The sequence below is a fragment of the Microbacterium sp. NPDC055357 genome, from assembly GCF_053644835.1.
The window spans coordinates 181,085-207,981 of the sequence record NZ_JBSHLZ010000003.1 but is presented as its reverse complement, the minus strand read 5'-3'; the positions used below and the strand labels follow the sequence as shown (position 1 = coordinate 207,981).

The following is a 26,897-nucleotide window of genomic DNA, read 5'->3' as shown; positions in this document are numbered from 1 at the left end:
ATGCCGAGCCGACCACCGTGGAGCTGCGTCCTGTGGGACGTCGACGGAACCATCGTGGACGCGTCCGAGGGCATCCTGCGCCGGCTCACGATCACGCTCGAGCACTTCGGTCGCACACCCCCGACGCGCGACGAGCTCGCGCATTGGATCGGTCCGCCGCAGTTCGACTCGTTCCAGGACAACGTCGGCATGAGCCCCGCCGAAGCCGCAGAGGCCGTCGAGTTCTACCGGGAGCTGGCGCACCGCGAGGGCTACACCTCGGGCGCCACGCTCATCCCCGGCATGGCCGAGCTGATCGCCGACCTCGCAGCGATCGGCGTCCCGCAGGCCACCGCGTCATCCAAGCCCGAGATCCAGGTCATCGCGCTCATGGAGCACTTCGGCCTCGCCTCGCACGTGCGCACCCTCGTCGGCGCGACGCCCGATGAACGCACGCTCGCGACGAAGTCGGACGTCGTGGGCGAAGCCCTGCGGCGCCTGCGAGAGCTCGGCGTCGACACGAGCCGTCCCGTGCTCATCGGCGATCGGCACCACGACATCGAGGGCGCAGCCGACCACGACGTGCCGGTCATCTTCGTGCGCTGGGGCTTCAGCTGGCCGCACGAGGCCGACGGCGCGGCAAAGGTCGTCGACGATGTCGCGGCACTGCGCGCCCTGCTTCTGGTCGACTCCGCCGATGACTGAGCCGCTGGGCTGGATGATCCCCGCCCTCGTCGTGTTCGGGGCCGCGGCGCTCGGCGTCGTCGCCGCCGCGTGGGCCCTGCGGCGCGCGCAGCGGTCGCCGCGAGCCCGCGCTGCCGCCGAACAGGTGCGCGGACGGGCGGGCGCGGTGCTGGTCCGGCTCGACGATGCCGTCGACGAGCTCGATCTCGAGGTGGGCCTGTCGGGCGCGCTGTACGGCGGAGGCGCGCCGGCCTCACTGCGGCGAGCGCGCATGACTGCGCAGCACGTGCGCGACGCATCGTTCGAGGAATACCGCGCGCTCACCGGCGACACGGTCGCCCCCGACGAGATGCGCCGGGCCGCGACACGGATCGAGCGCCGTGCGACGGCGGCTCTCGCGGGCGTCGAGGCGGCTCGCGCCGACCACGCCGCCTGGACGAAGGCGCACGTGTCGGCCGAGACCCAGGTCGAGGCGGCGCGGGCACGCCTGCGCGAGCTGCGCACCACGATGGGTGACCCCGATGCGCTCGTCGCGGACCTGTCGGCCCGTTTCGCCGAGGGCGAGTGGGCGGCGGCGGCCCGCTCCGCCCGAGCGGCGACCGAGGGCGCTGACGAGGTGGAGCACCTGCTCGCCCGGGCCGCCGCGGACGCGCAGGACCCCACCCGTTCGGCCCTGGCCGATCTGGCCGCCGCCGAGCGCCGGCTGCGCGCCGCCGAGACGGACGCGCGCGCCCTCGAAGAATCGCACCGGCTCGTGCATCAGGCGGCGCTCGCCCTGCCCGGCGAGTTCGAGTCGGCCCGCAACGCCGTGCGCGGTGCGCTGACGACGCGGGTGCGCCTCGACCCCGACGCCGCCGCGCGGCTCGGAGCCGAACTGCGCGCCATCGACGCAGCGCTGTCGGACCTCGAGACGGATGCCGCGCGTCACCCCACCCGTTCGGTCGACGCCATCGCGCGCCTGCGCGGTCGGCTCGACCTCGCCCTCGGCGACGCCTGGACGGCGCAGCAGCGGCTGCGCGGCGCTCGCACCGCCCTGCCCGGGACGCTCGCGGCCGCGCGCGCCGCGCTCGTCGCAGCGGAAGCATCCGTCACGCGCGCCCGCGCCGGGGCGGAGGCCCGCACACGACTGCTGTCGGCACAGGCCGAACTCGCGAACGCGCGACAGTCCGCCGACCCGGTCGCAGCGCTCGACGCCGCGCGCCGCGCGATGCGCGACGCCAAAGACGCCAAGGCCCTCGCCGATCACGATCGGCTCGCCGGGGCGTCCGCGCCCCGCTCGCTATCGTGAAGGCATGGATGCCGCTACGAGAACGACTCCGCTGACGCTCGTCCTCACGTTCGTCCGGCGCATTCCGGCGACGCTGACGCTCATCGGGCTGATCCTCGCGGTCGGCGTGGTCTTCGCGGGCCTGTGGTCGCCGTTCGAAGACACGGCCCTGTTCGAGCGCGTCGGCTATGGCCTGCCGGCCTTCAGCGAGGGGCTGTGGTGGACGCCGCTGACGGGCACGTTCTTCGTCAATCAGCCCTGGGTGTACCTCTTCACGATCGGCGGCTTCTGGGGCATGGCGTACCTGGAGTACAAGCGCGGGTCCGTCGTCGCGCTCGCGTACTTCTGGGTCGGTCAGCTCTTCGCCATCTTCGCCTCGGCGCTGCTGCTGTGGCTCTTCTCCTTCGCACAGTGGGAATGGGCGCAGACCGAGGCTGCGCTGACCGACGTCGGTGCATCCGGGGGCACGATGGCGTGCATCGCGGCGGCGATCGGCCTGTTCGCACCGCCGTGGCGCGTACGGGGGTGGCTCGTGCTGCTGTCGTTCATCTTCGTCGCGATGCTGTTCTGGGGAAATCTGGCCGACCTCGAGCACACTCTCGCGGTTCTTCTCGTGCTGTTCGCCGACCGCTCGCTGCGCCTGCAGCGGCAGACCGTGCGCGAGCAGCGGCTCGTCGCCTTCATCGCGGTCATCGTGCTCGGCACGATCGAGATCATCACGCTGCTCGTGCCCACGAACGGGCCTTTCGGCGGCACGGAACCCGCGTCGGGCGGGTTCATCGACGTCGCGATCGACGTCGTGGTGATCGGCGTCATCGCCCACTTCCTGCGCAGGGGCCGCCGCTGGGCGTGGATCCTCAGTCTCGTTCTGGCGACGTTCAACATCCTCGTCGGCGCCCTCGTGCTCGTCGCGATCATCATCACGACGCAGGCGCACATCGAAGGCCTCATCGACGCCGAGACCGAACTGGCCCTCGCAAGCGGCATCCTCTGGCTGCTTCTGCTCGTCTATCTGATCTCCGTGCGCGGCGCCTTCCGCTCCCGCCGCACGTCGCGGATCGGACAGGCACCGGCGCCCGACGTCGACGACGTGAAGGAGATGCTCCGCACACACGGCGGGGGGACCCTCTCCTGGATGACGACGTGGGACGGCAACACCTACGCCCGAACGTCGCGCGGAATCGTGGCGTACCAGCGCCGCGCCGGCGTCGCCCTCGCCCTCGCGGATCCGCTCGGCCCGGTGGCATCCCGACCCGAGAGCGTCCGCGAGTTCATCGCCGCGGCGGAAGCGGCGGGCCTCGCGCCCTGCTTCTTCAGCGCGAGCGACGCGACGCGCGACGCCGTGCCCGAGGGATGGCGCAGCCTCGTCGTCGCCGACGACACGATCGTCGATCTTCCCGGTCTCGCGTTCACGGGCAAGGCCTGGGCCGCCGTGCGCGGCGCGCTGAACCGCGCCGAGCGCGAGGAGATCACCTTCCGGATGACGCGACTCGTCGACGAGCCGTGGGGCATCCGCCAGCAGCTCCGCGCGATCTCGGAGATGTGGGTCGGCGACAAGGGACTTCCCGAGATGGGCTTCACGCTCGGAACCCTCACCGAGGCCGAGGATCCCGAAGTGCGCGTCGCGCTCGCGATGTCCCCGCAGGGCGACGTCGACGGGTTCCTCTCGTGGCTGCCCGTATACGGGGATGACGGACGCGTGCGCGGCTGGACGCTCGACCTCATGCGACGCCGTGAGGGCGGCTTCGGTCCCGTCATGGAATTCTTGATCGGCGCGTCGGCGAAGCTCTTCTCCGAAGAGGGCGCCGAGATCATGTCACTGTCGGGAGCGCCGCTCGCTCACGATTATCCGCCGGATGCCGGCGCCATCGCCGTGCTGTCCGAACGTCTCGCTGAGGCACTCGAGCCGGTGTACGGTTTTCGCTCGCTGCACCGGTTCAAGGAGAAGTTCCACCCGCGCTACGAGACGATGCACCTGCTGTTCCGTGACGAGAGCGACCTCACCCGCATCGGCGCGGGCCTGACCCGCGCCTTCCTCCCCGACGCGACACTGCGCCAGTTCGCAGGAGCAGGCCTGGAACTCGTGCGCGGAGACCGCAGCACGTGAACATCGTCTGAGGATGCGCGGCGCGACATCGCCGCGCCGCGCATCCGCGAGTCAGACGGGGCGGATGTTCTCCGCCTGCAGGCCCTTGGGGCCCTGCGCGATCTCGAACTCGACGCGCTGGTTCTCCTCGAGCGAACGGTAGCCGCTCGACTCGATGGCGGTGTAGTGCGCGAAGACGTCAGCGCCGCCCTCGTCGGGAGCGATGAAGCCGAAGCCCTTCTCCGAGTTGAACCACTTGACAGTACCTTGCGTGCTCATGAAATGCCGTTCCTTGCGTGCTCGCGCGACCTGCGCGGGTCGATTGACACGCTAACGAAGAGCGCCGACACGCGGGATTAGCGTGACACAAATGTTGCAGACGCCATCGGACGCCCGGGCCGAGCGGAGCTCAAAGCCCGGGCGTCGACGGATCCCCCCGGATACGTCACGCCGAAGCGCGACATCCACACTCTACCGATTTACCGGCGCTGCAGAAGCGGCGCCCTCCCCGCGCACCGGACGTACACTTGGCGCAGTGATGGCCACCCCTCTGCTTCCGCTCCGCCCGCGCGCAACGGTGCTCGGCGATGAGGTCTACGCGACCCTCAGCGAGGCGATCCTCGACGGCACCCTCCGACCGGGTCAACGGTTGCGCGATCAGGAGCTCGCCGGGAGCCTCGGTGTCTCGCGGACCCCCGTGCGCGAAGCGCTGCAACGCCTCGAGCGCATCGGTCTCGTCGAGATCGCACCGAACCGCTACACACGCGTCTCCGTGCCCGATCCGGAGTTCCTCGGGGACACCGACGAGTTCGTCGCCTACATGCTCGGAAACTGCCTGCGGATCGCGCTCGGCCGGATCGACGACGACGCGCTCGCGAGCGCCGTCGGTCTGGTGGGCGACGTCGTGTCGGCGTCGCGGGCCGACGATCACGCGGGCGTCATGCACGCCACGACGGCTTTCTTCCAGTTCGTCGTCACGGCCACCGGGAACGTCGTCTTCCTCACCGTGCTGCGCGAGGCGGAGACGGTCATCCGGCGAAACCTCGCGGCGTGGCATCCGTTCATCGCATGCCCCGTCGAGCGCACGGCGTCGTACGAGAGGCTGCGAGAGGCGATCGCCGCGCGCGACGGCGTTCTCGCCGAATCGCTCGTGCGAGAGCTGCACGGGTTCTCGTAAGGCGCGACGCTGGATACGGTGGGGCCGTGAACCACATCGAGCTGCGTGATCTCGACGACGACGACCTCGACGCCGTCTTCACGATGATGAGCGACCCCGAGGGTGCCGCCCTCGCGGCCTTCACCGCGGAGGACCCGGAGGACCGCGCCGCGTTCGACGCGTGGATCGCTCGCGAACGCGCCGCCGACGATGTGCTCTTGGCCGTCGTGACCGAGAACGGCGGCTTCGCCGGCACGGTGGCGGCCTTCACCGTCGACGGCGAGCGCGAGGTCACCTTCTGGACCGCGCGTCACGCGTGGGGAAGAGGGGTGGCATCCGAAGCGCTGCGCATCCTCGTCTCACGCGAACCGCTGCGTCCGCTGTTCGCCCGCGTCGCTGCGCACAACGCCGGCGCCGTCGCCGTGCTGGAGCGCAACGGCTTCACCGAGGTCTCGCGCACGATCACGCGCGCGCCCGCCCTCGACCGCGACGCCGAAGAGATCCTCTTCGTCCTCCCCCCGACCCTCGACGGCGTCTGACCGGCGCCCGCCAGGGTGGTCGATGCCGCGTGCGACATACTCGGGAGGAGGGAAGGGGCCAGGAATGGTGCAACCACGGCAAGATGAAGCGCATCACCGCCGTCCCGGCGTCTTCCGGCACCGAGCCCCCACCACTTCGCCCGCGCATGGCCTGAGCACGACGCGCCACACCCGCTATGTCGATGACGGGCACCTCGTGCGGGCCCCGAGCGACACGAGCGTCGCAGACGCCCAGGAGTACATCGACGGGCACGCGAATCGGACGGCACTCCTGCTGTACCCGAAGCCGACAGCCGAAGACATCGCGGAGCTCGCGACCAGCTGGCGGCTCCATCCGCTGCTCGTCGAGGACCTCCTTCAGGCGGGACAACGGCCGAAGATCGAGCGGCACGATGATGCGCTGTTCCTCGTCGTCCGATCAGCGTGGTACATCGACGCGACGGAGGATGTCGACTTCGCCGAGTTCCACATCCTCCTCCGACCCAAGGCGGTCGCCGTGTTCTGCCAGGACGGCCGCTGGATCGACGGGCTCGATGCCGACGGCGCCTCGGGAACCGCCGAGCATGGCGGCCACGCGCTTCTCGACGACGAGCACCTGCTGCACCACGGCCCGGAGGCCGTCGTCTATCGTCTGCTCGACGCCATCGTCGACGGCTACACCCCCGTGCTGCGCGGTCTCGCCATCGACAAGGCCCAGATCGAGCGCCAGGTCTTCAGCGGGGACGCCTCCGTCACCGAACGCATCTACCGGTTGAGCGAGGAGGTCATCGACCTTCAGCAGGCGACGTCCGGACTCGTCGAAGTCCTCGCCGCGCTGCAGAGGGGCTTCGACCACTACGGCATCCCCGAACCGCTGAAGACCTATCTGCAGGATGTCGCAGACCATCTCAGCCGCGCGGACGCGCACGTCGGCGAACTCCGCGAATCGCTCTCGCAGATCCTCACCGTCAACGGCACCCTCGTCGCACAGCGACAGAACGAGGACATGAAGAAGATCTCCGGCTGGGCCGCGATCCTCTTCGCACCGACGCTGATCGGCGCGGTCTACGGCATGAACTTCGACAGCATGCCCGAGCTGCACTGGACCTTCGGCTACCCCCTCGCCATCGGCGGCATGGTCGCGTTCGCGCTGGTGCTGTACCTCATCTTCAAACGACAGAAGTGGATGTAGGGACACCGGGCGAAGAAATGGAAAAGCCCCCTTTCGGGGGCCATTCCATTTCGTGCGCGAGGGGGGAGTTGAACCCCCACGCCCTTTCGGGCACTGGCACCTGAAGCCAGCGCGTCTGCCTATTCCGCCACTCGCGCGAGATGCATCATCCGAAGACGTCACACTCAACTCAGCGAGGATATCACGCGCACCACGCGCCCCCGGAATCCGGTCGAATCCGGGAACCTCCAGCGTGTGCAACTAGCATGTAGCAACCAAGCACCCCCGTCCGAGGAGCTCCGTGGGACTACTTGACAGCTTCGAGAAGGGTCTCGAGCGCGCCGTGAACAGCGCGTTCGCGAAGACCTTCCGCAGCGGCATCCAGCCGGTCGAGATCGCCTCCGCACTGCGCAGCGAGCTCGACAAAAAGGCGGCCGTGGTCAGTCGCGACCGCATCCTCGCCCCCAACACGTTCGCCGTGCACCTCGCGCCGACCGACGAAGACAAGATGGCGGCGCTGGGGGCATCGCTCGACGACGAGCTGCAGGCACTCGTGCAGAAGCACGCGAAGAAGCAGGGATACTCCTTCGCCGGCCCGGTCTCGATCACTCTCGAGCGCGACGACCATCAGTCGACCGGAACCCTGCGTGTCGAGTCTTCGACGGCGCAGGGGCGGGTCGCGTGGCGCGGCGTGCTCGACATCGACGGACGCCGTCATCCCCTGACGAAGTCCCGCACGGTCATCGGCCGCGGCAGCGACGCCGACATCACGATCTCCGACACGGGGACGAGCCGCAAGCACGTCGAGATCCTGTGGGACGGCGAGCGCGCGATGGTGCGCGATCTGAAGTCGACCAACGGCACCCTGCTCAACGGTCACAAGGTGACCGAAGCCGCGCTGACGCCGGACTCGACCGTGCGGATCGGGCGAACCGATATCGTGTTCCGCGTGGTCGCGCAGGCGACACCGCCGACGACGTCGACGCCCCCGCGCGATGTCACACGCGCCTTCGACGTGAGAGAACAGGGACCGCTGCCGTGAGCGAACTGACCCTGCTGCTGTTGCGCATCGGCTTCCTCCTTCTGCTCTGGTTCTTCGTCTTCGCCGTCGTGTACTCGCTGCGGGCCGATCTTTTCGGGGTCAAGGTGCGGAAGATGCCCGAGGCCGCAATGGCCGCGGGTGCCCCGCCGGCCGCGGCACAGGTCACCGCCCCCGTTCCCCCTCCCGCGAAGGGCCGGCCGTCCCAGGGCGGCCCCGCCACGACCGAAACAGCGGAACGCATCGTCATCACGAGCGGACCCAAGGCCGGCCTCGAGCTCGCCCTCGGGTCCGAACCGCTCACGATCGGCCGGTCGAGCGAATCGGGCCTCGTCGTGCGCGACGACTACACGTCGAGTCACCACGCGCGTCTCGTGCTGTGGGGCGACCAGTGGATGCTGCAGGACCTCGACTCGACCAACGGCACCTGGCACGACGGCAATCGCGTCACGACCCCGGTGCCGGTGACGCTCGGCGCGCCCATCAAGGTCGGCGCGACGACGTTCGAGCTGAGGAAGTAGTCTCCGAGCGCATGGTCTTCCAAGGCTCGAGCACCGCGATCTCGCACACCGGCAAGGTGCGCTCCAACAACCAGGACTCCGGTTACGCCGGACCGAACCTGTTCGTCGTCGCCGACGGCATGGGCGGTCACGCCGGAGGAGACGTCGCGTCGAGCCTCGCCGTCGCCCGGCTTGAGGCCGTCGACCAGCCGTTCACCTCTCCGCCCGAGGCCGAGGAGGCCCTGCGCGAAGCGATCGCCGACACCGCGGTCGAGCTCATCGACACGGTGCACGTGCGCCCCGAGCTCGCCGGCATGGGCACGACCGTGAGTGCGCTCGTCATGGTCGACGACTACGCCGTCATCGCGCACATCGGCGATTCGCGCATCTACCTGTATCGCGACGGCGCGCTCACCCAGATCACGACCGACCACACGTTCGTGCAGAGACTCGTGGACTCGGGGCGCATCACGCCCGAAGAGGCCCGCTACCACCCGCGTCGCTCCGTGCTCATGCGCGTGCTCGGCGACATGGCGACCGAGCCGGAGATCGACACCTTCGTCATGCCGACGCTGCCGGGCGACCGCTGGCTGCTCTGCTCGGACGGTCTGTCCGGCGTCGTCGACGACGCGCACCTGGCCAAAGTGCTCGGTCTCGGTCATGCCCCCGGCCGCACGGCGGATCAGCTGCTCAAGCAGGCGCTCGACGGCGGAGCGCCCGACAACGTCACGATCGTGCTCGTCGACGTGGGGGGGCAGCATCCGCTCTTCTCGGGAACCGCCACGATCGTGGGGTCGGCGTCGAACCCGATCGGCATCGAGGTGCCCGCCGCGCGCCCCGGACGCACGAGCTGGCTGCACGTGGGACGCCAGGCGGCGAACGAGCCGACGCACTTCGAACCGGCGGCGGAGTTCCTCGAAGAGCTCATCGAGGAGGACCGCCGTCGTGCGCGTCGCCGCCGGCTCGGCTGGATCGTCGGCCTCGTTCTCGTGCTGGGGCTGCTCGCAGCCGGCACCTTCGGCGCCTACCAGTGGACGCAGACGCGGTTCTATGTCGGGGCCGACGAGGACACGGTCGTGATCTTCCGGGGCATCCAGCAGACGATCGGTCCGATCACCCTCTCGACGCCCTATGAAGACACCGGCATCGAGCTCGACTCGCTCTCGGCCTTCACGCGCGAAAGGATCGAGCAGACGATCTCGGCCGACTCGCTCGACCGCGCACGCAGCATCGTCTCATCGATCACGATTTCCGAAGGAGACGCGCCATGAGCGCCGACACGCAGGCGGTGACCGCCGATACCGCCGTCGTGCGGGCTCTGCGGCGCATCCGCGTGCCGCAGATGCAGCGCAACCGCGAGCTCGCACTGCTCGTCTTCGCCTTCGTCATCAACGGATCGGCCGTCGCGCTCGTGCAGCTGGGTGCTCAGGGCACGATCGACAGCTCGTTCCTCGTCTACTGCGGCGTGCTGACGGTCCTCGTGCTCGCGATCCACATCGTGCTGCGCCTGCGCGCCCGCGACGCCGACCCGTTCGTGCTGCCGATCGCCACATTGCTGACGGGCCTCGGGCTCGCCATGATCTATCGACTCGATCTGCACTGGGACCGCACTGGGTGGGGCGCGTTCTCGACGCGTCAGCTCGCGTGGGCGGCGATCGCGCTCGTGCTCGCGATCGCCGTCGTGATCCTGCTGCGCAACTACCGCGTGCTCTTCCGCTACACGTACATCTTCGGGTTCGTCGCGATCCTGCTGCTCATCCTGCCGATCGTGCCGGGACTGAGCGGCGGCGGCAACGCCGACGTCTGGGTCGACGTGGGGCTGTTCACCTTCCAGCCCGGCGAACTCGCGAAGATCTGCCTCGCGATCTTCTTCGCCGGCTACCTCGTGCGCACACGCGAGAGCCTGACCTCGGTCGGCAAGCGGTTCCTCGGCGTCACGTGGCCGCGCGCGCGCGAGCTCGGTCCGCTCATCGTGCTGTGGCTCATCTCGCTCGGCATCATCGTCATGCAGCGCGACCTCGGCACGGGCCTGCTCATCTTCGGCATGTTCGTCGCGATGCTCTACGTCGCAACCGGCAAGACGAGCTGGGTCATCATCGGCGTCGTGCTGGCGGCGGCGGGCGCGTTCGTGGCATCCCGCCTGCTGCCGTACGTCGGCACACGCTTCACGATCTGGTTGGATGCCTTCAACCCCGACCTCATGGACAACTCGAGCTTCCAGCTGGTCACCGGCATCTTCGGACTCGCGCAGGGCGGGCTCGTCGGCACGGGACTCGGCCAGGGACGGCCGTATCTCACGCCCGTCGCCGAGAGCGACTACATCCTGCCGGCGCTCGGCGAAGAACTCGGTCTCGTGGGGGTGTTCGCGATCCTGTGCCTCTACATGGTCTTCACCAGTCGCGGAATCCGCATCGGGCTCGCCGGTCAAGACGACTTCGGCAAGCTGCTCGCGACGGGGCTGTCCTTCACGATCGCGCTGCAGGTGTTCATCATGGTCGGCGGCGTGACGCGTCTCATTCCGCTCACGGGCCTCACGACGCCCTTCCTCGCGGCGGGCGGGTCCTCGCTCATCGCGAACTGGATCATCGTCGCCCTGCTGCTGCGCATCTCGGACTCCGTGCGCTCCCGGCCGAGGGTGGTGATCGGGTGACGACCCGTCGATACGGTCGCTTCGCGACCTCCTCAGGCACCAGTGGGCGTCGTGTACCGAGGGGGTGCGACCTGTGACGAAAGAACTGCGCCGGCTCAGCATCCTGATGCTGCTCATGTTCGTGGGGCTGTTCGCCTCGACGAGCTGGATCCAGATCGTCCAGGCCGACGAGCTCGCCGAGAACGCCGCGAACCGCCGTGCGCTGTACGACTCGTACGAGGTGCAGCGCGGCGCCATCATCGCGAGCGGATCGGCGATCGCCCGATCGGTGCCCTCGGGCGACCTGTACAGCTGGCAGCGCGTCTACACGGATGCCGCCATGTGGGCGCCCGTCACCGGCTACATCAACCCCGTCCTCGGCTCATCGACGGGCATCGAGGCCGCGATGAACCAGGAGCTCAGCGGCACGGCCGGTTCGCAGTTCCTCTCGCGCCTGGATCGCATCATCTCGGGACAGCCGCCCCGCGGCTCCGACGTCGCGCTGTCGATGGATGCCGCCGTCCAAGCGGCCGCGTACGAAGCGCTCGGCGACCTGCAGGGCGGGATCATCGCGATCGAGCCCTCGACCGGCCGCATCCTCGCGATGGTCACGAGCCCCAGCTACGACACGAACCTGCTGGCCTCGCACAACGCCGGCGAGGTCGACGACGTGTATGCGGAGCTCGTCGCCGATCCGGGCAAGCCGCTGTCGAACCGCGCGATCGCGGGCGACCTGAACGCACCGGCATCCACCTTCAAGCTCGTCACCGCCTCGGCGGCCTTCGCGTCGGGCGACTACACGCCCGAATCGACGCTGCCGAACCCCGCGATCTATCAGCTGCCGCAGTCCACCGCCACCGTGCGCAACGCCTCGGGCGGCACGTGCGGTCCCGGCGAGACGGTCACGATCGCCGACGCGCTGCGGCTGAGCTGCAACATCCCGTTCGCCGAGCTCGCCGTCGAGCTCGGCAACGAGGCGATGCGCGCCGAAGCCGAGAAGTACGGATTCAACTCGTCGTTCGCGATGCCCCTCGTCTCGACCCCCTCGTCGTACCCGCCCAACGAGGACGACCCGCGCATCCTCGACGCCGCGCAGACGGCGCTCACGGGCTTCGGACAGGGCCGCGTCACGGCGACGCCGCTGCAGATGGCGATGGTGTCGGCGGGCATCGCCAACGAGGGGATCGTCATGAACCCGCGCATGGTGGATCGGATCATCGGACCCGACCTGTCGGTGCAGCAGGAATTCGAGAACACCGAGTTCCGACGTGCTCTCGACGAGGACATCGCGGCGGACATGGTCGCGCTGATGGTGGCCAATGTCAGTGAGGGTGTCGCGAGCGGTGCAAGAATAGACGGGGTCGAAGTGGCCGGGAAGACCGGGACGGCAGAGAACGGGGCGAGGCCCTACACGCTGTGGTTCACGGGCTTCGCGCCCGCGGACGATCCGCGGGTGGCCGTTGCGGTCGTCGTCGAAGACGGCGGCGGTCAAGGACAGTCGGGCAGCGGGAACGCGATCGCGGCTCCCATTGCGAAGAAGGTCATGGAGGCGGTGCTGGGCAGATGAGACCGACACAGGGTGTGACGTTCGGTGGCCGTTACGAGCTCGATTCGCGGATCGCGATCGGCGGCATGGGCGAGGTCTGGGAAGCGACGGACCACGTCATCGGACGGACCGTCGCCATCAAGATCCTCAAAGACGAGTACATGGGGGATCCGGGCTTCCTCGAGCGCTTCCGCGCTGAGGCCCGCCACGCGGCCCTCGTGAACCACGAGGGCATCGCGAGCGTCTTCGACTACGGCGAAGAGAACGGCAGCGCGTTCCTCGTCATGGAGCTCGTGCCCGGCGAGGCGCTCTCGACGATCATCGAGCGCGACGGCTCGCTCTCGACCGACAAGACGCTCGACATCGTCGCGCAGACCTCGGCCGCGCTGCAGGCAGCGCACGCCGCCGGCCTCGTGCACCGCGACATCAAGCCCGGCAACCTGCTCATCACGCCCGACGGCCGCGTCAAGATCACCGACTTCGGCATCGCGCGCATCGCCGACCAGGTGCCGCTGACGGCGACCGGCCAGGTCATGGGGACCGTGCAGTACCTCTCGCCCGAGCAGGCGTCGGGCCACCCGGCGTCCCCCGCGACCGACACGTACTCGCTCGGCATCGTCGCCTACGAATGCCTCGCCGGCAAGCGCCCCTTCACGGGCGAGTCGCAGGTCGCGATAGCGATGGCCCAGATCAACGAGCAGCCGCCCCCGCTGCCGCCGACCGTCGCCGTGCCGGTGCAGAACCTCGTCATGGCGATGATCGCGAAGAAGCCCGAAGACCGCCCGGCGTCGTCGGCCGCCGTCGCGCGTGCCGCGACCGCCCTGCGCCGCGGTGATGTCGTCGCCGCGGCCGCGGCCGTGCCGGCGATCGCGGCGGGCACCTCGGTCGGCGACGACATGACGCAGCTGCTCGGCACCGACACTTCGGCCGAGACGCGGTTGCTGGCCGCTCCGACAGAAGAAGACGCCGTCGAGGGCGAAGACACCGAGAAGCGCAAGCGCAGCCCGTGGACGTGGCCGCTCGTCGCGCTCATCGCGCTGCTCGTGCTCGTGCTCGGCGCCACGATCTGGGGTCTCGTCGCGAATCAGGAGCCTGCACCCGAGCCGACGAGTTCGTCGCCCTCGCCGACGCGCTCGACTCCGGCGAACACGCCGACCCCCGAGCCGACGTCGGCGAACGTCGTTGCGGCTGACCTCACGGGCCAGACCTGCGAAGCGGCGACGGCGATCCTCGACGACCTCGGCTTCGGCGTGAGCTGCGTCGACGGCGACTCCGCGCCCGACGAAGCGAGCGTCGGCCTGGTCTACCAGGTCGACCCCATGGGCAACGTCCCGTTCGACCGGGTCATCACGCTCACCCGGTACGCCGGTCAGGTGCCCATGGGCACGCCGGCCGCGGCGCGGATCTCGGGAACGGCCGAAGCGGGCAGCACGGTGCAGATCGGATGGGACGGCTACAGCTGCCCCTCGGGCACGGGCAACGTGAGCGGATACCAGTTCACCGCGACGCAGGGAGTGTTCCCCGCCTCGGGCCAGTCCAGCGCGTGGTTCGGCGCGAACGAGCGTTCCGCCGACCTGCAGGTGACCGGTGCCGCCGGCTCGACCCTGCTCGTGACCTACACCGTCACGTGCACGGGCGGAACCGCCGGTGAGCGCACGACCGGCGCCTCGCAAGAAGTGAGTGCCGCGATCCAGGCGCCGCCCGTACCGGACCCCGATCCCACCGACGAAGAGCAGGAGTGAGGGCACCGGCTCGACTATTCTGGCTGAAGGTCCGAATCAGGGAGTCAAGTGTCTGCTGAGCCGCGTGTGCTGTCGGGACGCTACCGTATCGACGAGCTCATCGGGCGCGGCGGCATGGCGAGCGTCTACCGCGGATACGATCTGACGCTCGGCCGCGAGGTCGCGATCAAAGTTCTCGCGCGCGATCTCGCGAACGACAACGCCTTCCGCACCCGCTTCCGCCTCGAGGCGCAGGCGGCGTCGCGCATGGCGCATCCCGCGATCGTGCGGGTCTTCGACGCGGGCGAAGACTCCGAGACCCAGCCCGACGGCTCGGTCCGGCCCGTTCCGTTCATCGTCATGGAGCTGGTCAAAGGCGCCCTGCTGAAAGACATCATCGCGCGCGGACCCGTGCCCGAGACCGACACCGTGCGCTACATGGACGGCATCCTCGAAGCGCTCGAGTACTCCCACCGCGCGGGTGTCGTGCACCGCGACATCAAGCCGGGCAACGTCATGGTGACCGATGCCGGGCAGGTCAAGGTCATGGACTTCGGCATCGCCCGCGCCGTGTCCGACGGCTCGTCGACGGTCGCCGAGACGACCGCGATCCTCGGAACGGCTGCCTACTTCTCCCCCGAGCAGGCGAAGGGCGAGCCCGTCGACGCGCGCGCCGATCTGTACTCGGCCGGCGTCGTGCTGTACGAGCTGCTCGCGGGTCGTCCGCCGTTCCGCGGCGAATCCCCCGTCGCCGTCGCCTACCAGCACGTCAGTGAAGCGCCCGTTCCGCCGTCGGAGTTCAACGAGACGGTGCCGCGCGCGCTCGACGCCGTCGCGCTGCGCGCCCTCGCGAAGGATCCCTTCCAGCGCTACCAGGACGCCGCGGGCTTCCGCGAGGCCCTCGACGCGACCGTCGACGGCAACGCCCCCACGAAGCGCCAGATGAACGCGCTCACGAGCGAGCTGTACGGGCCCAACCCGCGGCAGGCCGCGGAGACGGCCCGGTCGCTGCGGCAGCTGAGCACGGACACGACGATGAAGCGCACGCAGGCGGGGCCGCCGGTCGCGTGGATCTGGTCGGGCGTCGCCCTCATCGCCGTGCTGCTCGCGGCGGTGCTCTTCTGGGTGCTCACGATCAAGCCCGACGGCGGAGATGTGCCGTCGATCGCGCGCATCGTGCCCGATGTCACGGGCGTGACCTACGAGCGCGCGGCGCGCGACCTGGGCGATGAGGACCTCATCTCGTTCCGCGTCGACGAGCCGAACCCCGACGTCGCCGAGGGCATCGTGATCCGCACCGATCCGCAAGCGGGTGAGTCGGTGTCGCCCGAACAGGAGATCCGTGTCTACGTCTCGTCGGGCCAGGAGATGTCGACCGTTCCCGTGCTCGAAGGGCTCGGGCAAGACGCCGCCGTCGCGGCCCTCGACGCGGCCGGCCTCACGCTCGGCACCGTGACCCAGCGCAACGACCCGACCCTGTCGGCCGGGATCGTGATGTCGGCCGACCGAAGCGCCGAGACCGAGATCCCCAAGGGCACGGCGGTGAACCTCGTCGTCGCGTCGGGGCGCGTGACGCTCATCGATGTGACGGGATACACCGTGGATGCCGCGAGCCGTCAGCTCGCCGACCTCGGTCTCGAGGTCGGGTCGCAGGAGGACACGACGTGTCCCGCCGACTCGCCGCCCACCGTCCGATCGCAGTCACTCGCGCCCGGTGACGTTCCCGTGCGGTCCGCCGTGACGCTGGTGTACTGCTCGGGATCGTGAACGGCTGACCCTCAGCGACGCGGGTGCAGCGTCGCGCCGCGAGCCGCGGCATCCGCGTATCCGACCTGTGCGAGCCAATTGCCCAGCAGCCGGTGCCCCCCCTCGGTCAGCACGCTCTCGGGGTGGAACTGCACGCCCTGCACGGGTGCCGTCCGATGCGCGACGCCCATGATGACGCCCGAATCGGTGCGGCTCGTGACGACGAGGTCGCGGGGCAGCGTCTCGGGGACGATCGCGAGCGAGTGGTAGCGCGTCGCGACGAACGGATCGGCCAGACCGGCGTACAGCGCCGAGCCGTCGTGGTGCACGAGCGACGTCGTGCCGTGCATCAGCTCAGGCGCCTCGGCGACACGCGCGCCGAAGGCCTCGCCGATCGCCTGGTGCCCGAGACAGACGCCCAGAAGAGGGATGCCGCGACGTGCCGCCGCCCGCACGACGGCGATCGACGCCCCGGCGGCGGCCGGTGTGCCCGGGCCGGGTGAGACGAGCACGCCCGCGAAGGCGGACACCGTGCCCGCGGCATCCCGGATCTCGTCGGCCTCGATCAGCTCGGTGGACGCGCCGAGCTCGTGCAGATAGCCGACGAGGGTGTGGACGAAGCTGTCGTGATTGTCCACGACGAGCACCGGCGTCACTGGACGGTGACCTCTTGCGGGTTGACGAACTGGCTGATCCACGGGAAGGCGTAGAACGCCAGGCCGTAGAGGATCGCCGCGACGGCGACGAGGAGGATGAGCAGGCGCACCCACCAGGGTCCGGGGAGGGCCCGCCACAGTGCGGCGTACATCAGGCTCCTTCGTTCAGTGCGGAGGGCGCTCCCGCGTCGCGGGGCGTGAACGACTCGAAGACGCCGTACGCCACGATGCGTTCGGCCATCGAGAACATGGGGCTGCAGCTCGTCAGCGTGATGTAGCTCGTCGTCGCTTCGACGTCGAGCTCCTGCGGCACGGGCAGCAGCACATCGACCTCATCCGGGCGGACGTACTGGAGGGTGCGGAAGCGGTACGTGTACCAGCCGTCGGCGGTCTCGACGACGATGGGGTCGTCGATACGCAGCTCGGCAACCTGGTTGAAGGGCTTGCCCCACGTCGTGCGGTGACCGGCCAGGGCGAAGTTGCCGACCTCGCCGGGCATGGGCGACCCAGGGTAGTGCCCGATGCCGATCGGGTCGAGTGTGCCGGGGCGCGTGACGCCGCCGGCCATCTCGACGGCGTAGTCCGCTCCGAAGCGGGGCACCCGCATGACGCCGAAGACCTCGGTGTCGGCCGGTTCGGGCAGGATGATCGGCTCGAACGTCTCGGCGATCGGCTCCTCATCGGGCCGGTCCGCCGGCGGCACATACTCCTGCGCCCACCGCGTGATCGTCTCGTTGCCGGTCGCGTTGCGCTGCGCGCCGTAGATCATGTCGCCCACCCACAGCTGCCACACGACGTAGAGCAGGGTGATGACACCGGCGGTGATGAGCAGTTCCCCGATGACCCCGGCGACCGACACGCGGCGGCGCGGTCGCGCGGAGCGACGGGTCGGGGGCGCTCCCGCTGTCGTCAGTGTGGCTTGCTGCACACTCGAAGTGTAGTGAGAACATGCTGAAGCGAGCCTGGCAGCTAGACTGGCGGACATGGCACGATCCGGCAAAGATGACGACGCGTTGATCGAACGCGCAGAGGGCGAAGCGGCCCCCAACCCCGTGTGGTTCAAGCCGATCATGATCGGGCTGATGCTCGCGGGACTCGTCTGGGTGCTCGTCTTCTACCTCAGCGGCATGCAGTACCCGATTCCGGGTATCCAGGGCTGGAACCTCGTGATCGGCTTCGGCATCGCGTTCCTCGGCTTCCTCATGACGACGCGCTGGCGCTAGCCGCCCGTCTCACACACTCCGCCACCGGCGCCCGCGATGTGCGCGCGCCGGTGGTTTTTGCGCGCCGCGGGGAAGTTATCCACAGGTTCATCCACAGGTGGGGATGAATCACACCGGTGTAGTTCCTCGGATCAGAGGCCGATGTACGGCGGCAGCACCGTGAAGACCGGTACGACCAGCAGCAGCACGAGCCCCGCGCCGACGGCGCCGAGCAGCAAGAGCTGCGTCTTCTGCTGCCGCTGCGCTCGAGTACGCGTGAAGATGAACCCCACGAGCAGTCCGACCACGAGGCCACCCACGTGCGCCTGCCACGACACGTTGAATCCGGGGATGAACCCGATCGCGAGGTTCACGCCGAGGATCACCGCGATCCCGGCGATATTGAGCCCGATATGCCGGCCGATCACGATCAGCGCCCCGAACAGGCCGAAGATCGCACCCGACGCCCCGACGACGGGCGTGCCGAACGACAGCAGCGTGACGGCGACCGATCCTCCTGCCGTGCTCAACAGGTAGAGGGCGACGAACCGTCCCCTGCCGAGAAGCGGCTCGAGGCTGCGGCCGATGAGCCACAGCGCCAGCATATTGAGCCCGATGTGCCAGAAGCCCGAGTGCACGAGCGCGACGGTCAGGATGCGCCACGGCTCGAACGTTCCCGTGAGCGGGGGGTACAGCGTCGGGGCCCAGAACAGCAAAAAGTTCTCGACCGTGCGACCGAACCCGGGGATGAGCGACACGATGTACGCGATCGCGGTGATCCCGATGATCGCGTAGGTCGCGAGCGGCCGCGTGTCGCTGACGACGACCGGTCGTGACCGGGTCCAGCGTCGTTCGGCCTTGCGCTGCGCGGTCGTCTGGGCGGACTGCTGCGCCTTCATGCACTCGGGGCAGACCACGCCTACGGCGGCGGGCGTCTGGCACTCGGGACAGATCGTGCGCAGGCATCGCTGGCAGAGCACGAAGCTCTGCCGGTCAGGATGCCGGTAGCAGAAGTTGTCGCGGTTGCTCGCGAAGTCCGCCGAGGTCACGGGGTGGAGGTGCGCGGCGTCAGACGGCCTGGATGTCGATCGACTCGATGACCACGGGCTCGACGGGACGGTCGCCCGCACCCGTCGGCACAGCGGCGATCGCGTCGACGACCGCGCGCGAGTCGGCGTCGGCGACCTCGCCGAAGATCGTGTGCTTGCCCTGCAGCCACGGCGTCGGGTCGGTCGTGATGAAGAACTGCGATCCGTTGGTGCCCTCGGGCTTGCCCGTGATGGCGTTGCGGCGAAGGCCGGCGTTGGCCATCGCGAGGATGTAGGGCTCGTTGAAGTTCAGCTCGCCGTTGATCTCGTCGTCGAAGTTGTAGCCAGGGCCACCCACACCCTGTCCGAGCGGGTCGCCGCCCTGGATCATGAAGTTCGGGATGATGCGGTGGAAGATGACACCGTTGTACAGCGGCCCCTCACCGGGCTTGCCCGTCGCCGGGTCGGTCCACGAACCGGTTCCGTCGGCGAGACCGACGAAGTTCTTGACCGTGCGCGGCGCGTGGTCGCCGAACAGGTTGACGACGATGTCGCCGTGGTTGGTGTGGATCGTGGCAACGGCGGAGTGCTGGGGCATGTCGTACATTCTCGCAGACAACTTGACAAGCTCTTTCTCCCTGCCCGGGTACCGTCTGGCAAGATGGAGAAACCACCGACCCCGTCGAGAGGGAGGATCCCCGTGAGCCTCAGCCGCAAGCGCAAGAAGGAACTACGAAAGCTTCAGTCGCAGGCAAACGCCCTGTGGGAGTCGCAGCAGGTGCTCGTCGGGCAGGCGTCCGACGTCGCTCGCGAGGCCGGACGACAGCTGGGACACTTCGGCCGTGAGCAGGTCGCACCGCAGGTGCAGGCCGGATATGAGAAGTACGCGGCGCCCTACGTCGACCGCGGCGTCAAGCTGTCCAAGAACGTGCTCGAGCACAATGTCGTCCCCGCCGCGGGTGCGGTCGTGGGTTCGGCGCTGTCCGCATGGGATGCCGCCAACGAAACGCGCGCTCGCCTCGCGGCCGGCCGCGGATTCGCGCTTCCCGACTCGGGCAAGTACTCGAAGAAGGCCGACAAGTACGCGAAGAAGGTGTCGCGTCGCCTCTCGGCGGGCGTGAGCGCCCTCGAGCCGAAGAAGAAGGGCATGGGCGCCGGCGGCGTCATCGCCATCATCCTGGGTGTCGCCGCGGCGGCAGGCGTGCTGTACGCCGCGTGGCAGACGCTGCGCGCCGACGACGAACTGTGGGTGGCCGACGACCCGCTGCGCGCGCCCGACGCGTGACCGATCCGCTCGCGCGGGTTCGAGAGGCGGCATCCGCTCGCGGGCTCGAAATCGAGCTGCGCGAGCGGCCCGCCGCGAAGAGCCTGCCCGAGGCGGCGGCGCTGCTCGGTGTGAAGCCGGCCGACATCGTCAAGACGCTCGTCGTCAAGCGCCCTTCGACAGGCTCAGGGAACGCGACAGGCTCAGGGAACGCGACAGGCTCAGGGAACGCGACAGGCTCAGGGAACGCGACAGGCTCAGGGAACGCGACAGGCTCAGGGAGCGCGACCGGCTCAGGGAGCGCGACCGGCTCAGAAGCCGCGACAGGCTCGGGGAACACGCCGGAGTTCCTCTACGCGCTCGTGCCGGGCGATCGGTCGATCTCGTGGCCGAAGCTGCGGGCGGTCGTGGGCGTCAACAAGCTCGCGCTCCCCGACCCTGACGTCGCACTCGCAGCGACGGGCTACGAGCGCGGCACCATCGTGCCCATCGGCGCCCAGGGCGACTGGCCCGTCTTCGCCGACGAGAGCATCGTCGGCCGCCGAATCGCGATGGGTGCCGGCGCGCACGGCTACAGCCTGTTCGTCGACGCAGACGCCCTCATCGCCGCGTTCGACGCAACGATCGCCGACATCTCGAGCGAGGCCGGCTAGCGGCATCCCGTCAGAGGACACCGGCCATCTCGAGGCCGATGTCGACCAGCTTGACGTGTTGCAGCGATGGCACGTCCGCGAGCGCGAACCACTCAGCGCGATCCGTGGAGCCGCCGACCTCGTTTCGCAGCTCTCCGCCGATGATGTGCGCGCGATAGACGATGCGCAACGTGTGCAGCGGCGACGACGAGGTGCTCAGCCGCCGGCGCGCGGGGATGACCCGCGAATGGATGCCGAGCAGCCCATCGAGCGCGACGTGATAGCCCGTCTCTTCGTGGACTTCGCGGCGCGCGGCGTCTTCGGGGTTCTCGCCGCTCTCGAGTCCGCCGCCGGGCAGCGTCCAGGCGCCGCGGCGCCCCTCGATCCAGTGGGCGAGGAGCACCCGGTCATCGGGATCGACGATGATCGCGTACGCGGCTACCCGCATGTCCATGCTTCACCCTAAGCGAGAAGCGCCGCCCCGAGGGGCGGCGCTTCTCATCTTGTGGAGCCTAGGAGTCCCCGGCATACTCCGCCGGGGCCCATCGAACGGCCGCTCCGCAGCCTCGTTCGAATCCAGCATCATCATGCGAGAAGGACCGCCCCTTTCGGGACGGTCCTTCTCGCATCTTGTGGAGCCTAGGAGATTCGAACTCCTGACATCCTGCTTGCAAAGCAGGCGCTCTACCAACTGAGCTAAGGCCCCGGGGCTTTGTGTGTGGGGCTACCAGGACTTGAACCTGGGACCTCTTCATTATCAGTGAAGCGCTCTAACCGCCTGAGCTATAGCCCCGATCGTGACTCGTAATGCACGGTCAACCTCCAAGAGGTTACCGGAACCGTGCCGTTTTCACGAATCGACGGACCCTCAGTTCGACGTGAAGCCGACGAGGAGTCCGCCCGTCACCTTGACGGCGAGATTGTAGATCCCGGCGAACACGGCACCGAGCACCGTGACCACGACGAGATTGAGGATCGCCACGATCGCCGAGAAGGCGAGAACCTGCGGCAGGCTCACGAACGTCGACAGCAGGAAGCTGCCGTCCGAGAAGCCCGCGAAGAACTCGTCGGCCCGGTCGATGAGGCCCGTCGTCTGCACGACGAGGAAGATCAGCACGAACGACACGACCGTCACGACGGCGATCGCGATCGCCGCCAGGAACGACAGCTTGACCGCCGACCAGAAGTCGACGTACACGAGCCGCAGGCGCACCTGCTTCGCGCTGGTCTTGCGGCTGGACTTCTTCGCGAGCTTGTCGGCTACCGTGCTCATGCGTCAGTACTCTCTTCGGGGATCTCAGGCGAGACAGCGGGATCGTCGGCGGATTCGTTCGCCGGCTCGGCTGCCTCGGCGTCGTCGGCCAGACCTCGTTCACCATTCCGTGCGATCGCGAGGATGCGATCGTCGGCGGCGGAGCGGGCGAACACGACACCCATCGTGTCGCGGCCCTTGGCGGGGACCTCGGCCACGGCAGAGCGTACCACCTTGCCGCTGGCAAGAACCACCAAGACCTCGTCGTCCTCCGAGACGATGAGACCGCCCGCGAGATCGCCGCGATCGTCGTTGAGCTTGGCCACCTTGATGCCCAGCCCGCCACGACCCTGCACGCGATACTGGTCGACCGCGGTGCGCTTGGCGTAGCCGCCCTCGGTCACGACGAACACGAATCCGTCGTCGGCGGCGACCGACGCCGACAGTAGGGAATCGCCCTCGCGGAACGACATTCCCTTGACGCCCGACGTCGAGCGTCCCATCGGACGCAGCGCCTCGTCGGTCGCCGAGAATCGCAGCGACATGCCGTGCCGGCTGATCAGCAGGATGTCGTCGCCCTCGTCGACGAGCAGAGCGCTGACGAGCTCGTCGGATCCGTTCGTCGTCGGAACCGCGTCGTCTTCGTCGTCGTCGTCGATGTCGTCCGAACCGTCGGAACGCAGCTTGATCGCGATGATCCCGCCCTGACGGTTCGTGTCGTACTCCTCCAGGCGCGTCTTCTTCACGAGCCCGCCCCGCGTCGCCAGGACGAGGTACGTGGCGACCTGGTAGTCGCGGATGTCGAGGATCTGCGCGATCTCCTCACCCGGCTGGAGCGCGAGCAGGTTCGCGACGTGCTGGCCCTTCGCGTCGCGGCCGGCCTCGGCGATCTCGTACGTCTTGGCCCGGTAGACCCGGCCCTTCGTCGTGAAGAACAGCAGCCAGTGGTGCGTCGTCGTGACGAAGAAGTGCTCGACGACGTCGTCGGCGCGCAGCTGCGCGCCCTTGACGCCCTTGCCGCCACGGTGCTGCGAGCGATAGTTGTCGCTGCGCGTGCGCTTGACGTATCCGTCGCGCGTGACGGTGACGACCATCTCCTCTTCGGGGATGAGGTCTTCGATCGACATGTCGCCGTCGAATCCGTGCAGGATCTCGGTGCGCCGATCGTCGCCGAACTTGGCGACGATGTCGGTGAGCTCCTCGTGCACGATCGTGCGCTGGCGGGCCGGCGTCGCGAGGATGTCCTTGAAGTCGGCGATCTGCAGTTCGAGCTCGTTCGCCTCGTCGATGATCTTCTGACGCTCGAGCGCCGCCAGGCGTCGCAGCTGCATCTCGAGGATCGCCTGCGCCTGGTCGTCGTCGATGTCGAGCAGCGCCTTCAGGCCCTCGCGCGCTTCGTCGACGGTGGGCGAGCGACGGATGAGGGCGATGACCTCGTCGAGGGCGTCGAGCGCCTTCAGGTATCCGAGCAGGATGTGCATGCGACGCTCGGCCTTGGCCAGGCGGAACGTCGTGCGGCGCACGATGACTTCGATCTGGTGATCGATCCAGTGCGAGATGAACCCGTCGAGCGGCAGGGTGCGCGGCACGCCGTCGACGATCGCGAGCATGTTCGCACCGAAGTTGTCCTGCAGCTGCGTGTGCTTGTACAGATTGTTGAGCACGACCTTCGCCACGGCGTCGCGCTTGAGCACGATGACGAGGCGCTGCCCCGTGCGATCGGACGTCTCGTCGCGGATGTCGGCGATTCCCGTGATCTTGCCCTCGCGCGCGAGATCGCTGATCTTGATCGCGACGTTGTCGGGGTTGACCTGGTAGGGCAGCTCGGTGATGACGAGGCACGTGCGCCCCTGGAGCTCTTCGATCGAGACGACGGCCCGCATCGTGATCGACCCGCGGCCCGTGCGGTACGCCTCCTTGATGCCGCGCGTGCCGAGGATCTGCGCCGCCGTCGGGAAGTCGGGGCCCGGGATGCGCTCCATGAGCGCTTCGAGCAGCTCTTCGCGCGTGGCATCCGGATTCTCCAGCGCCCACAGCGCACCGGAGGACACCTCGCGCAGGTTGTGTGGCGGGATGTTCGTCGCCATACCAACCGCGATGCCGACCGAGCCGTTCACCAGCAGGTTCGGGAACCGCGCCGGAAGGACGGTGGGCTCCTGCGTCTGACCGTCGTAGTTGTCCTGGAAATCGACGGTGTCTTCTTCGATGTCGCGCACCATCTCGAGCGCGAGCGGAGCCATCTTCGTCTCGGTGTACCGCGGCGCCGCGGCGCCTTGGTTGCCCGGCGATCCGAAGTTGCCCTGCCCGAGCGCGAGCGGGTAGCGCAGCGACCACGGCTGCACGAGACGCACGAGTGCGTCGTAGATCGGCGAGTCACCGTGCGGGTGGTACTGACCCATCACCTCGCCGACGACGCGCGCGCACTTCGAGAACGAGCGGTCAGGCCGGAAGCCGCCGTCGTACATGCCGTAGATCACACGGCGGTGCACGGGCTTGAGTCCGTCGCGGACGTCGGGCAGCGCGCGCCCGACGATGACGCTCATCGCGTAGTCGAGGTAGCTGCGCTGCATCTCGGACTGCAGATCGACCTGGTCGATCTTGCCGTGGTCGTGCACCGGCACGGGGCGTTCGGAAGCTGCGCCTGTCGAAGTTTCGTCAGTCATTCTCGTTCTTCTCTGTAAACCGGTCGCTGAGCCTGGTGCAGGGTCAGATGTCGAGGAAGCGGACGTCCTTGGCGTTGCGCTGGATGAATCCGCGGCGCGATTCGACGTCTTCGCCCATCAGGATCGTGAAGATCTCGTCGGCCGCGGCCGCGTCGTCGATCGTCACCTGCTTGAGCGTGCGAGTCGTCGGGTCCATCGTGGTCTCCCACAGTTCCTTGGCGTTCATCTCGCCCAGACCCTTGTACCGTTGGATCGCATTGTCCTTGGGGATGCGCTTGCCCAGAGCGATTCCATCGGCGAGAAGGGCATCACGCTCCCGGTCGCTGAAAACGTACTCGTGCGGCTGATTCGACCACTTGATGCGGTACAGCGGCGGCTGAGCGAGATAGACGAACCCGGCCTCGATGAGCCCGCGCATGTAGCGGAACAGCATCGTCAGCAGCAGCGTCGTGATGTGCTGGCCGTCGACGTCGGCATCGGCCATCAGCACGATCTTGTGGTAGCGCGCCTTCTCGATGTCGAAGTCCTCGCCGATGCCCGTGCCGAAGGCCTGGATCATGGCTTGGACTTCTCTGTTGCCCAGCGCCCGGTCGAGGCGCGCACGCTCGACGTTGAGGATCTTTCCGCGCAGCGCGAGGATCGCCTGCGTGTGCGGGTCGCGCCCCTGCACGGCCGAGCCGCCGGCGGAGTCTCCCTCGACGAGGAAGATCTCGCTGATCGACGGGTCCTTGCTCGAGCAGTCCTTGAGCTTGTCGGGCATCGCCGCCGACTCGAAGACGCTCTTGCGTCGCGCCGTCTCGCGCGCCTTGCGCGCCGCCATCCGGGCCGACGCCGCATCGATCGCCTTGCGCACGACGTTCTTCGCCTGCACGGGGTTGCGGCCGAACCAGTCGCCGAGCTGATCGCCGACGACCTTCTGCACGAAGGCCTTGGCTTCGGTGTTGCCGAGCTTGGTCTTGGTCTGGCCTTCGAACTGGGGCTCGGACAGCTTGATCGAGATGACGGCCGTCAGCCCTTCGCGCACGTCGTCGCCCGAGAGGTTCTCATCCTTCTCTTTGAGCAGGTTCTGCGCGCGGGCGTACTTGTTCACGAGCGTCGTGAGCGCCGCGCGGAAGCCCTCTTCGTGAGTGCCGCCCTCGTGCGTGTTGATCGTGTTGGCGTACGTGAAGACGTTCTCGGTGTAGCTCGTCGTCCACTGCATCGCCACTTCGAGGGCGATCTTGCGATTGCCGTCCTCGGACTCGAAGGCGATGATGTCGTCGTTGACGTGCTCGGCCTTGCGCACGTGGTTGAGGTATTCGACGTAGTCGACGAGTCCGCGCTCGTAGAGGAAGCTGTCGTTGGGCTGCTGCAGCACGACCTCGCCCGGCTCCGTCTCCTCCTCGTAGGCCGAGGACGGACGCTCGTCGCGCAGATCGATGCGCAGACCCTTGTTGAGGAACGCCATCTGCTGGAACCGGGTGCGCAGCGTTTCGTACTCGAAGTCGGTCGTCTCGAAGATCGTGTCGTCGGGCCAGAACGTGATCGTCGTGCCCGTCTCCGTGCTCTCTTCGCCGCGTTCCAGCGGGGCCTGCGGAATGCCGCCGCCCTCGAAGGACTGCCGCCACACGTAGCCCTGGCGCCTCACCTCGACGTCGAGTCGTGTCGACAGCGCGTTCACGACCGACGATCCGACGCCGTGCAGACCACCCGAGACGGCGTACCCGCCGCCGCCGAACTTTCCGCCGGCGTGCAGCACCGTGAGGACGACCTCGACGGTGGACTTGCCTTCGGTGCGGTGCATGTCCACGGGGATGCCGCGACCGTTGTCGACGACACGCACCGCGCCGTCGGGGAGGATCGTGATCGTGATCGTGTCGCAGTGACCGGCGAGCGCCTCATCGACGGAGTTGTCGACGATCTCGTAGACGAGGTGGTGCAGGCCGCGCGGTCCCGTCGAGCCGATGTACATGCCGGGGCGCTTGCGCACCGCCTCGAGGCCCTCGAGAACCTGGATCTCATCTGCGCCGTACTCTCCGGCGACCCCGCCGCGCGCTTCTGATCCGGTCGTTTCCACTGCGCGTTCGGGATTCTCAGACGTCATTGGGTTCAAGCACTCCAGATCGATGGCGAGGGCACCCGTCAGTCTATCGTCTTCGAGCCGTCGCCGCCCGTTCTG

General features: G+C 68.5%; 26 protein-coding genes and 3 tRNA genes. 16 read left to right on the top strand and 13 right to left on the bottom strand.

Annotated features, from left to right (window positions below):
- From ACWICD_RS06310 to ACWICD_RS06300, 3 genes are read left to right on the top strand one after another with little or no spacing between them, the layout of a single operon-like run.
- Complete coding sequence (locus ACWICD_RS06310) at positions 1-684, top strand: HAD hydrolase-like protein (RefSeq protein WP_454139662.1); 684 nt, start codon at positions 1-3, stop codon at positions 682-684.
- The gene (locus ACWICD_RS06305) at positions 677-1,951 is read left to right on the top strand and encodes a hypothetical protein (protein WP_454139661.1); all 1,275 of its coding nucleotides are present in this window, start codon (positions 677-679) and stop codon (positions 1,949-1,951) included. The genes ACWICD_RS06310 and ACWICD_RS06305 overlap by 8 nt, the downstream gene beginning before the upstream one ends.
- A 4-nt stretch (positions 1,952-1,955) precedes the next feature.
- Positions 1,956-4,037, top strand: a complete 2,082-nt coding sequence (locus tag ACWICD_RS06300) for a bifunctional lysylphosphatidylglycerol flippase/synthetase MprF (protein WP_454139660.1) — start codon at positions 1,956-1,958, stop codon at positions 4,035-4,037.
- Between the two features lie 51 nt (positions 4,038-4,088).
- Here the strand turns inward: ACWICD_RS06300 and ACWICD_RS06295 are convergent, their stop codons facing one another.
- Positions 4,089-4,295 (bottom strand): cold-shock protein, encoded by a 207-nt coding sequence (locus ACWICD_RS06295; RefSeq protein ID WP_376129336.1) that lies wholly within the window; start codon positions 4,293-4,295, stop codon positions 4,089-4,091.
- 259 nt (positions 4,296-4,554) lie between these two features.
- Between ACWICD_RS06295 and ACWICD_RS06290 the strand changes: the two genes are divergently transcribed.
- The 3 genes from ACWICD_RS06290 (at position 4,555) to ACWICD_RS06280 (ending at position 6,882) form a co-directional block, all read left to right on the top strand.
- On the top strand, positions 4,555-5,193 hold the full coding sequence (locus tag ACWICD_RS06290; RefSeq protein WP_454139751.1) for a GntR family transcriptional regulator: 639 nt from the start codon (positions 4,555-4,557) through the stop codon (positions 5,191-5,193).
- Positions 5,194-5,219: 26 nt separating this feature from the next.
- Positions 5,220-5,711: a GNAT family N-acetyltransferase gene (locus ACWICD_RS06285; RefSeq protein ID WP_454139659.1), complete on the top strand. Its 492-nt coding sequence runs from the start codon at positions 5,220-5,222 to the stop codon at positions 5,709-5,711.
- A gap of 64 nt (positions 5,712-5,775) precedes the next feature.
- Positions 5,776-6,882: a magnesium and cobalt transport protein CorA gene (locus tag ACWICD_RS06280; protein ID WP_454139657.1), complete on the top strand. Its 1,107-nt coding sequence runs from the start codon at positions 5,776-5,778 to the stop codon at positions 6,880-6,882.
- A gap of 53 nt (positions 6,883-6,935) precedes the next feature.
- On the opposite strand, the gene ACWICD_RS06275 is transcribed toward ACWICD_RS06280, so the two are convergent.
- Positions 6,936-7,019 (bottom strand) — tRNA-Leu (locus ACWICD_RS06275).
- Positions 7,020-7,162: 143 nt separating this feature from the next.
- On the opposite strand from ACWICD_RS06275, the gene ACWICD_RS06270 reads away from it, so the two are divergent.
- From ACWICD_RS06270 to pknB, 7 genes are all read left to right on the top strand, one after another.
- Positions 7,163-7,903 (top strand): FhaA domain-containing protein, encoded by a 741-nt coding sequence (locus ACWICD_RS06270; protein ID WP_454139656.1) that lies wholly within the window; start codon positions 7,163-7,165, stop codon positions 7,901-7,903.
- Positions 7,900-8,421: an FHA domain-containing protein FhaB/FipA gene (locus ACWICD_RS06265; protein WP_376129342.1), complete on the top strand. Its 522-nt coding sequence runs from the start codon at positions 7,900-7,902 to the stop codon at positions 8,419-8,421. The genes ACWICD_RS06270 and ACWICD_RS06265 overlap by 4 nt, the downstream gene beginning before the upstream one ends.
- A gap of 11 nt (positions 8,422-8,432) precedes the next feature.
- Positions 8,433-9,671, top strand: coding sequence for a PP2C family protein-serine/threonine phosphatase (locus tag ACWICD_RS06260; RefSeq protein ID WP_376129343.1), 1,239 nt, complete (start codon positions 8,433-8,435; stop codon positions 9,669-9,671).
- Entirely contained in the window at positions 9,668-11,050 is a 1,383-nt protein-coding gene (locus ACWICD_RS06255) for an FtsW/RodA/SpoVE family cell cycle protein (RefSeq protein WP_376129344.1), read from the top strand. Before ACWICD_RS06260 ends, ACWICD_RS06255 begins: the two co-directional genes overlap by 4 nt.
- Before the next feature lie 73 nt (positions 11,051-11,123).
- Positions 11,124-12,596, top strand: coding sequence for a peptidoglycan D,D-transpeptidase FtsI family protein (locus ACWICD_RS06250; protein ID WP_454139655.1), 1,473 nt, complete (start codon positions 11,124-11,126; stop codon positions 12,594-12,596).
- Complete coding sequence (locus ACWICD_RS06245) at positions 12,593-14,317, top strand: serine/threonine-protein kinase (RefSeq protein ID WP_376129348.1); 1,725 nt, start codon at positions 12,593-12,595, stop codon at positions 14,315-14,317. The genes ACWICD_RS06250 and ACWICD_RS06245 overlap by 4 nt, the downstream gene beginning before the upstream one ends.
- A 48-nt stretch (positions 14,318-14,365) precedes the next feature.
- Positions 14,366-16,063: a Stk1 family PASTA domain-containing Ser/Thr kinase gene (gene pknB, locus ACWICD_RS06240; protein ID WP_376129350.1), complete on the top strand. Its 1,698-nt coding sequence runs from the start codon at positions 14,366-14,368 to the stop codon at positions 16,061-16,063.
- 11 nt (positions 16,064-16,074) lie between these two features.
- On the opposite strand, the gene ACWICD_RS06235 is transcribed toward pknB, so the two are convergent.
- Genes ACWICD_RS06235 through ACWICD_RS06225 form a run of 3 tightly spaced genes read right to left on the bottom strand, consistent with a single transcriptional unit; the run spans position 16,075 to position 17,626 of the window.
- Entirely contained in the window at positions 16,075-16,698 is a 624-nt protein-coding gene (locus ACWICD_RS06235; RefSeq protein WP_376129352.1) for an anthranilate synthase component II, read from the bottom strand.
- The gene (locus ACWICD_RS06230) at positions 16,695-16,850 is read right to left on the bottom strand and encodes a hypothetical protein (RefSeq protein ID WP_376129354.1); all 156 of its coding nucleotides are present in this window, start codon (positions 16,848-16,850) and stop codon (positions 16,695-16,697) included. The genes ACWICD_RS06235 and ACWICD_RS06230 overlap by 4 nt, the downstream gene beginning before the upstream one ends.
- Entirely contained in the window at positions 16,850-17,626 is a 777-nt protein-coding gene (locus ACWICD_RS06225) for a class E sortase (protein WP_454139653.1), read from the bottom strand. Before ACWICD_RS06225 ends, ACWICD_RS06230 begins: the two co-directional genes overlap by 1 nt.
- Positions 17,627-17,681: 55 nt before the next feature.
- Between ACWICD_RS06225 and ACWICD_RS06220 the strand changes: the two genes are divergently transcribed.
- Positions 17,682-17,921: a cell division protein CrgA gene (locus tag ACWICD_RS06220; RefSeq protein ID WP_376129358.1), complete on the top strand. Its 240-nt coding sequence runs from the start codon at positions 17,682-17,684 to the stop codon at positions 17,919-17,921.
- 131 nt (positions 17,922-18,052) lie between these two features.
- On the opposite strand, the gene ACWICD_RS06215 is transcribed toward ACWICD_RS06220, so the two are convergent.
- Positions 18,053-18,949, bottom strand: coding sequence for a rhomboid family intramembrane serine protease (locus ACWICD_RS06215; protein ID WP_376129360.1), 897 nt, complete (start codon positions 18,947-18,949; stop codon positions 18,053-18,055).
- Between the two features lie 19 nt (positions 18,950-18,968).
- Positions 18,969-19,526, bottom strand: coding sequence for a peptidylprolyl isomerase (locus ACWICD_RS06210; protein ID WP_376129361.1), 558 nt, complete (start codon positions 19,524-19,526; stop codon positions 18,969-18,971).
- A 102-nt stretch (positions 19,527-19,628) separates the two neighbouring features.
- Between ACWICD_RS06210 and ACWICD_RS06205 the strand changes: the two genes are divergently transcribed.
- Positions 19,629-20,213, top strand: a complete 585-nt coding sequence (locus ACWICD_RS06205) for a DNA helicase (RefSeq protein WP_376129363.1) — start codon at positions 19,629-19,631, stop codon at positions 20,211-20,213.
- Positions 20,210-20,845 carry an aminoacyl-tRNA deacylase gene (locus ACWICD_RS06200; RefSeq protein WP_454139652.1) on the top strand — a complete coding sequence of 212 codons (636 nt, stop codon included), beginning with the start codon at positions 20,210-20,212 and terminating at the stop codon, positions 20,843-20,845. The genes ACWICD_RS06205 and ACWICD_RS06200 overlap by 4 nt, the downstream gene beginning before the upstream one ends.
- A 10-nt stretch (positions 20,846-20,855) precedes the next feature.
- On the opposite strand, the gene ACWICD_RS06195 is transcribed toward ACWICD_RS06200, so the two are convergent.
- The 6 genes from ACWICD_RS06195 to gyrB all read right to left on the bottom strand — a co-directional run bounded on the left by ACWICD_RS06195 (position 20,856) and on the right by gyrB (position 26,822).
- Positions 20,856-21,278 carry an NUDIX hydrolase gene (locus ACWICD_RS06195; protein WP_454139651.1) on the bottom strand — a complete coding sequence of 141 codons (423 nt, stop codon included), beginning with the start codon at positions 21,276-21,278 and terminating at the stop codon, positions 20,856-20,858.
- Between the two features lie 179 nt (positions 21,279-21,457).
- Positions 21,458-21,530 (bottom strand) — tRNA-Ala (locus tag ACWICD_RS06190).
- Positions 21,531-21,543: 13 nt separating this feature from the next.
- A tRNA-Ile gene (locus ACWICD_RS06185) sits at positions 21,544-21,617 on the bottom strand.
- A 75-nt stretch (positions 21,618-21,692) separates the two neighbouring features.
- A complete protein-coding gene (locus ACWICD_RS06180) occupies positions 21,693-22,097 on the bottom strand; it encodes a DUF3566 domain-containing protein (protein WP_376130205.1) in 405 nt (134 codons plus the stop codon).
- Positions 22,094-24,739 carry a DNA gyrase subunit A gene (gene gyrA, locus ACWICD_RS06175; protein ID WP_454139649.1) on the bottom strand — a complete coding sequence of 882 codons (2,646 nt, stop codon included), beginning with the start codon at positions 24,737-24,739 and terminating at the stop codon, positions 22,094-22,096. The genes ACWICD_RS06180 and gyrA overlap by 4 nt, the downstream gene beginning before the upstream one ends.
- A 43-nt stretch (positions 24,740-24,782) precedes the next feature.
- Entirely contained in the window at positions 24,783-26,822 is a 2,040-nt protein-coding gene (gene gyrB, locus ACWICD_RS06170; RefSeq protein ID WP_376130200.1) for a DNA topoisomerase (ATP-hydrolyzing) subunit B, read from the bottom strand.
- Between the last annotated feature and the right edge of the window lie 75 nt (positions 26,823-26,897).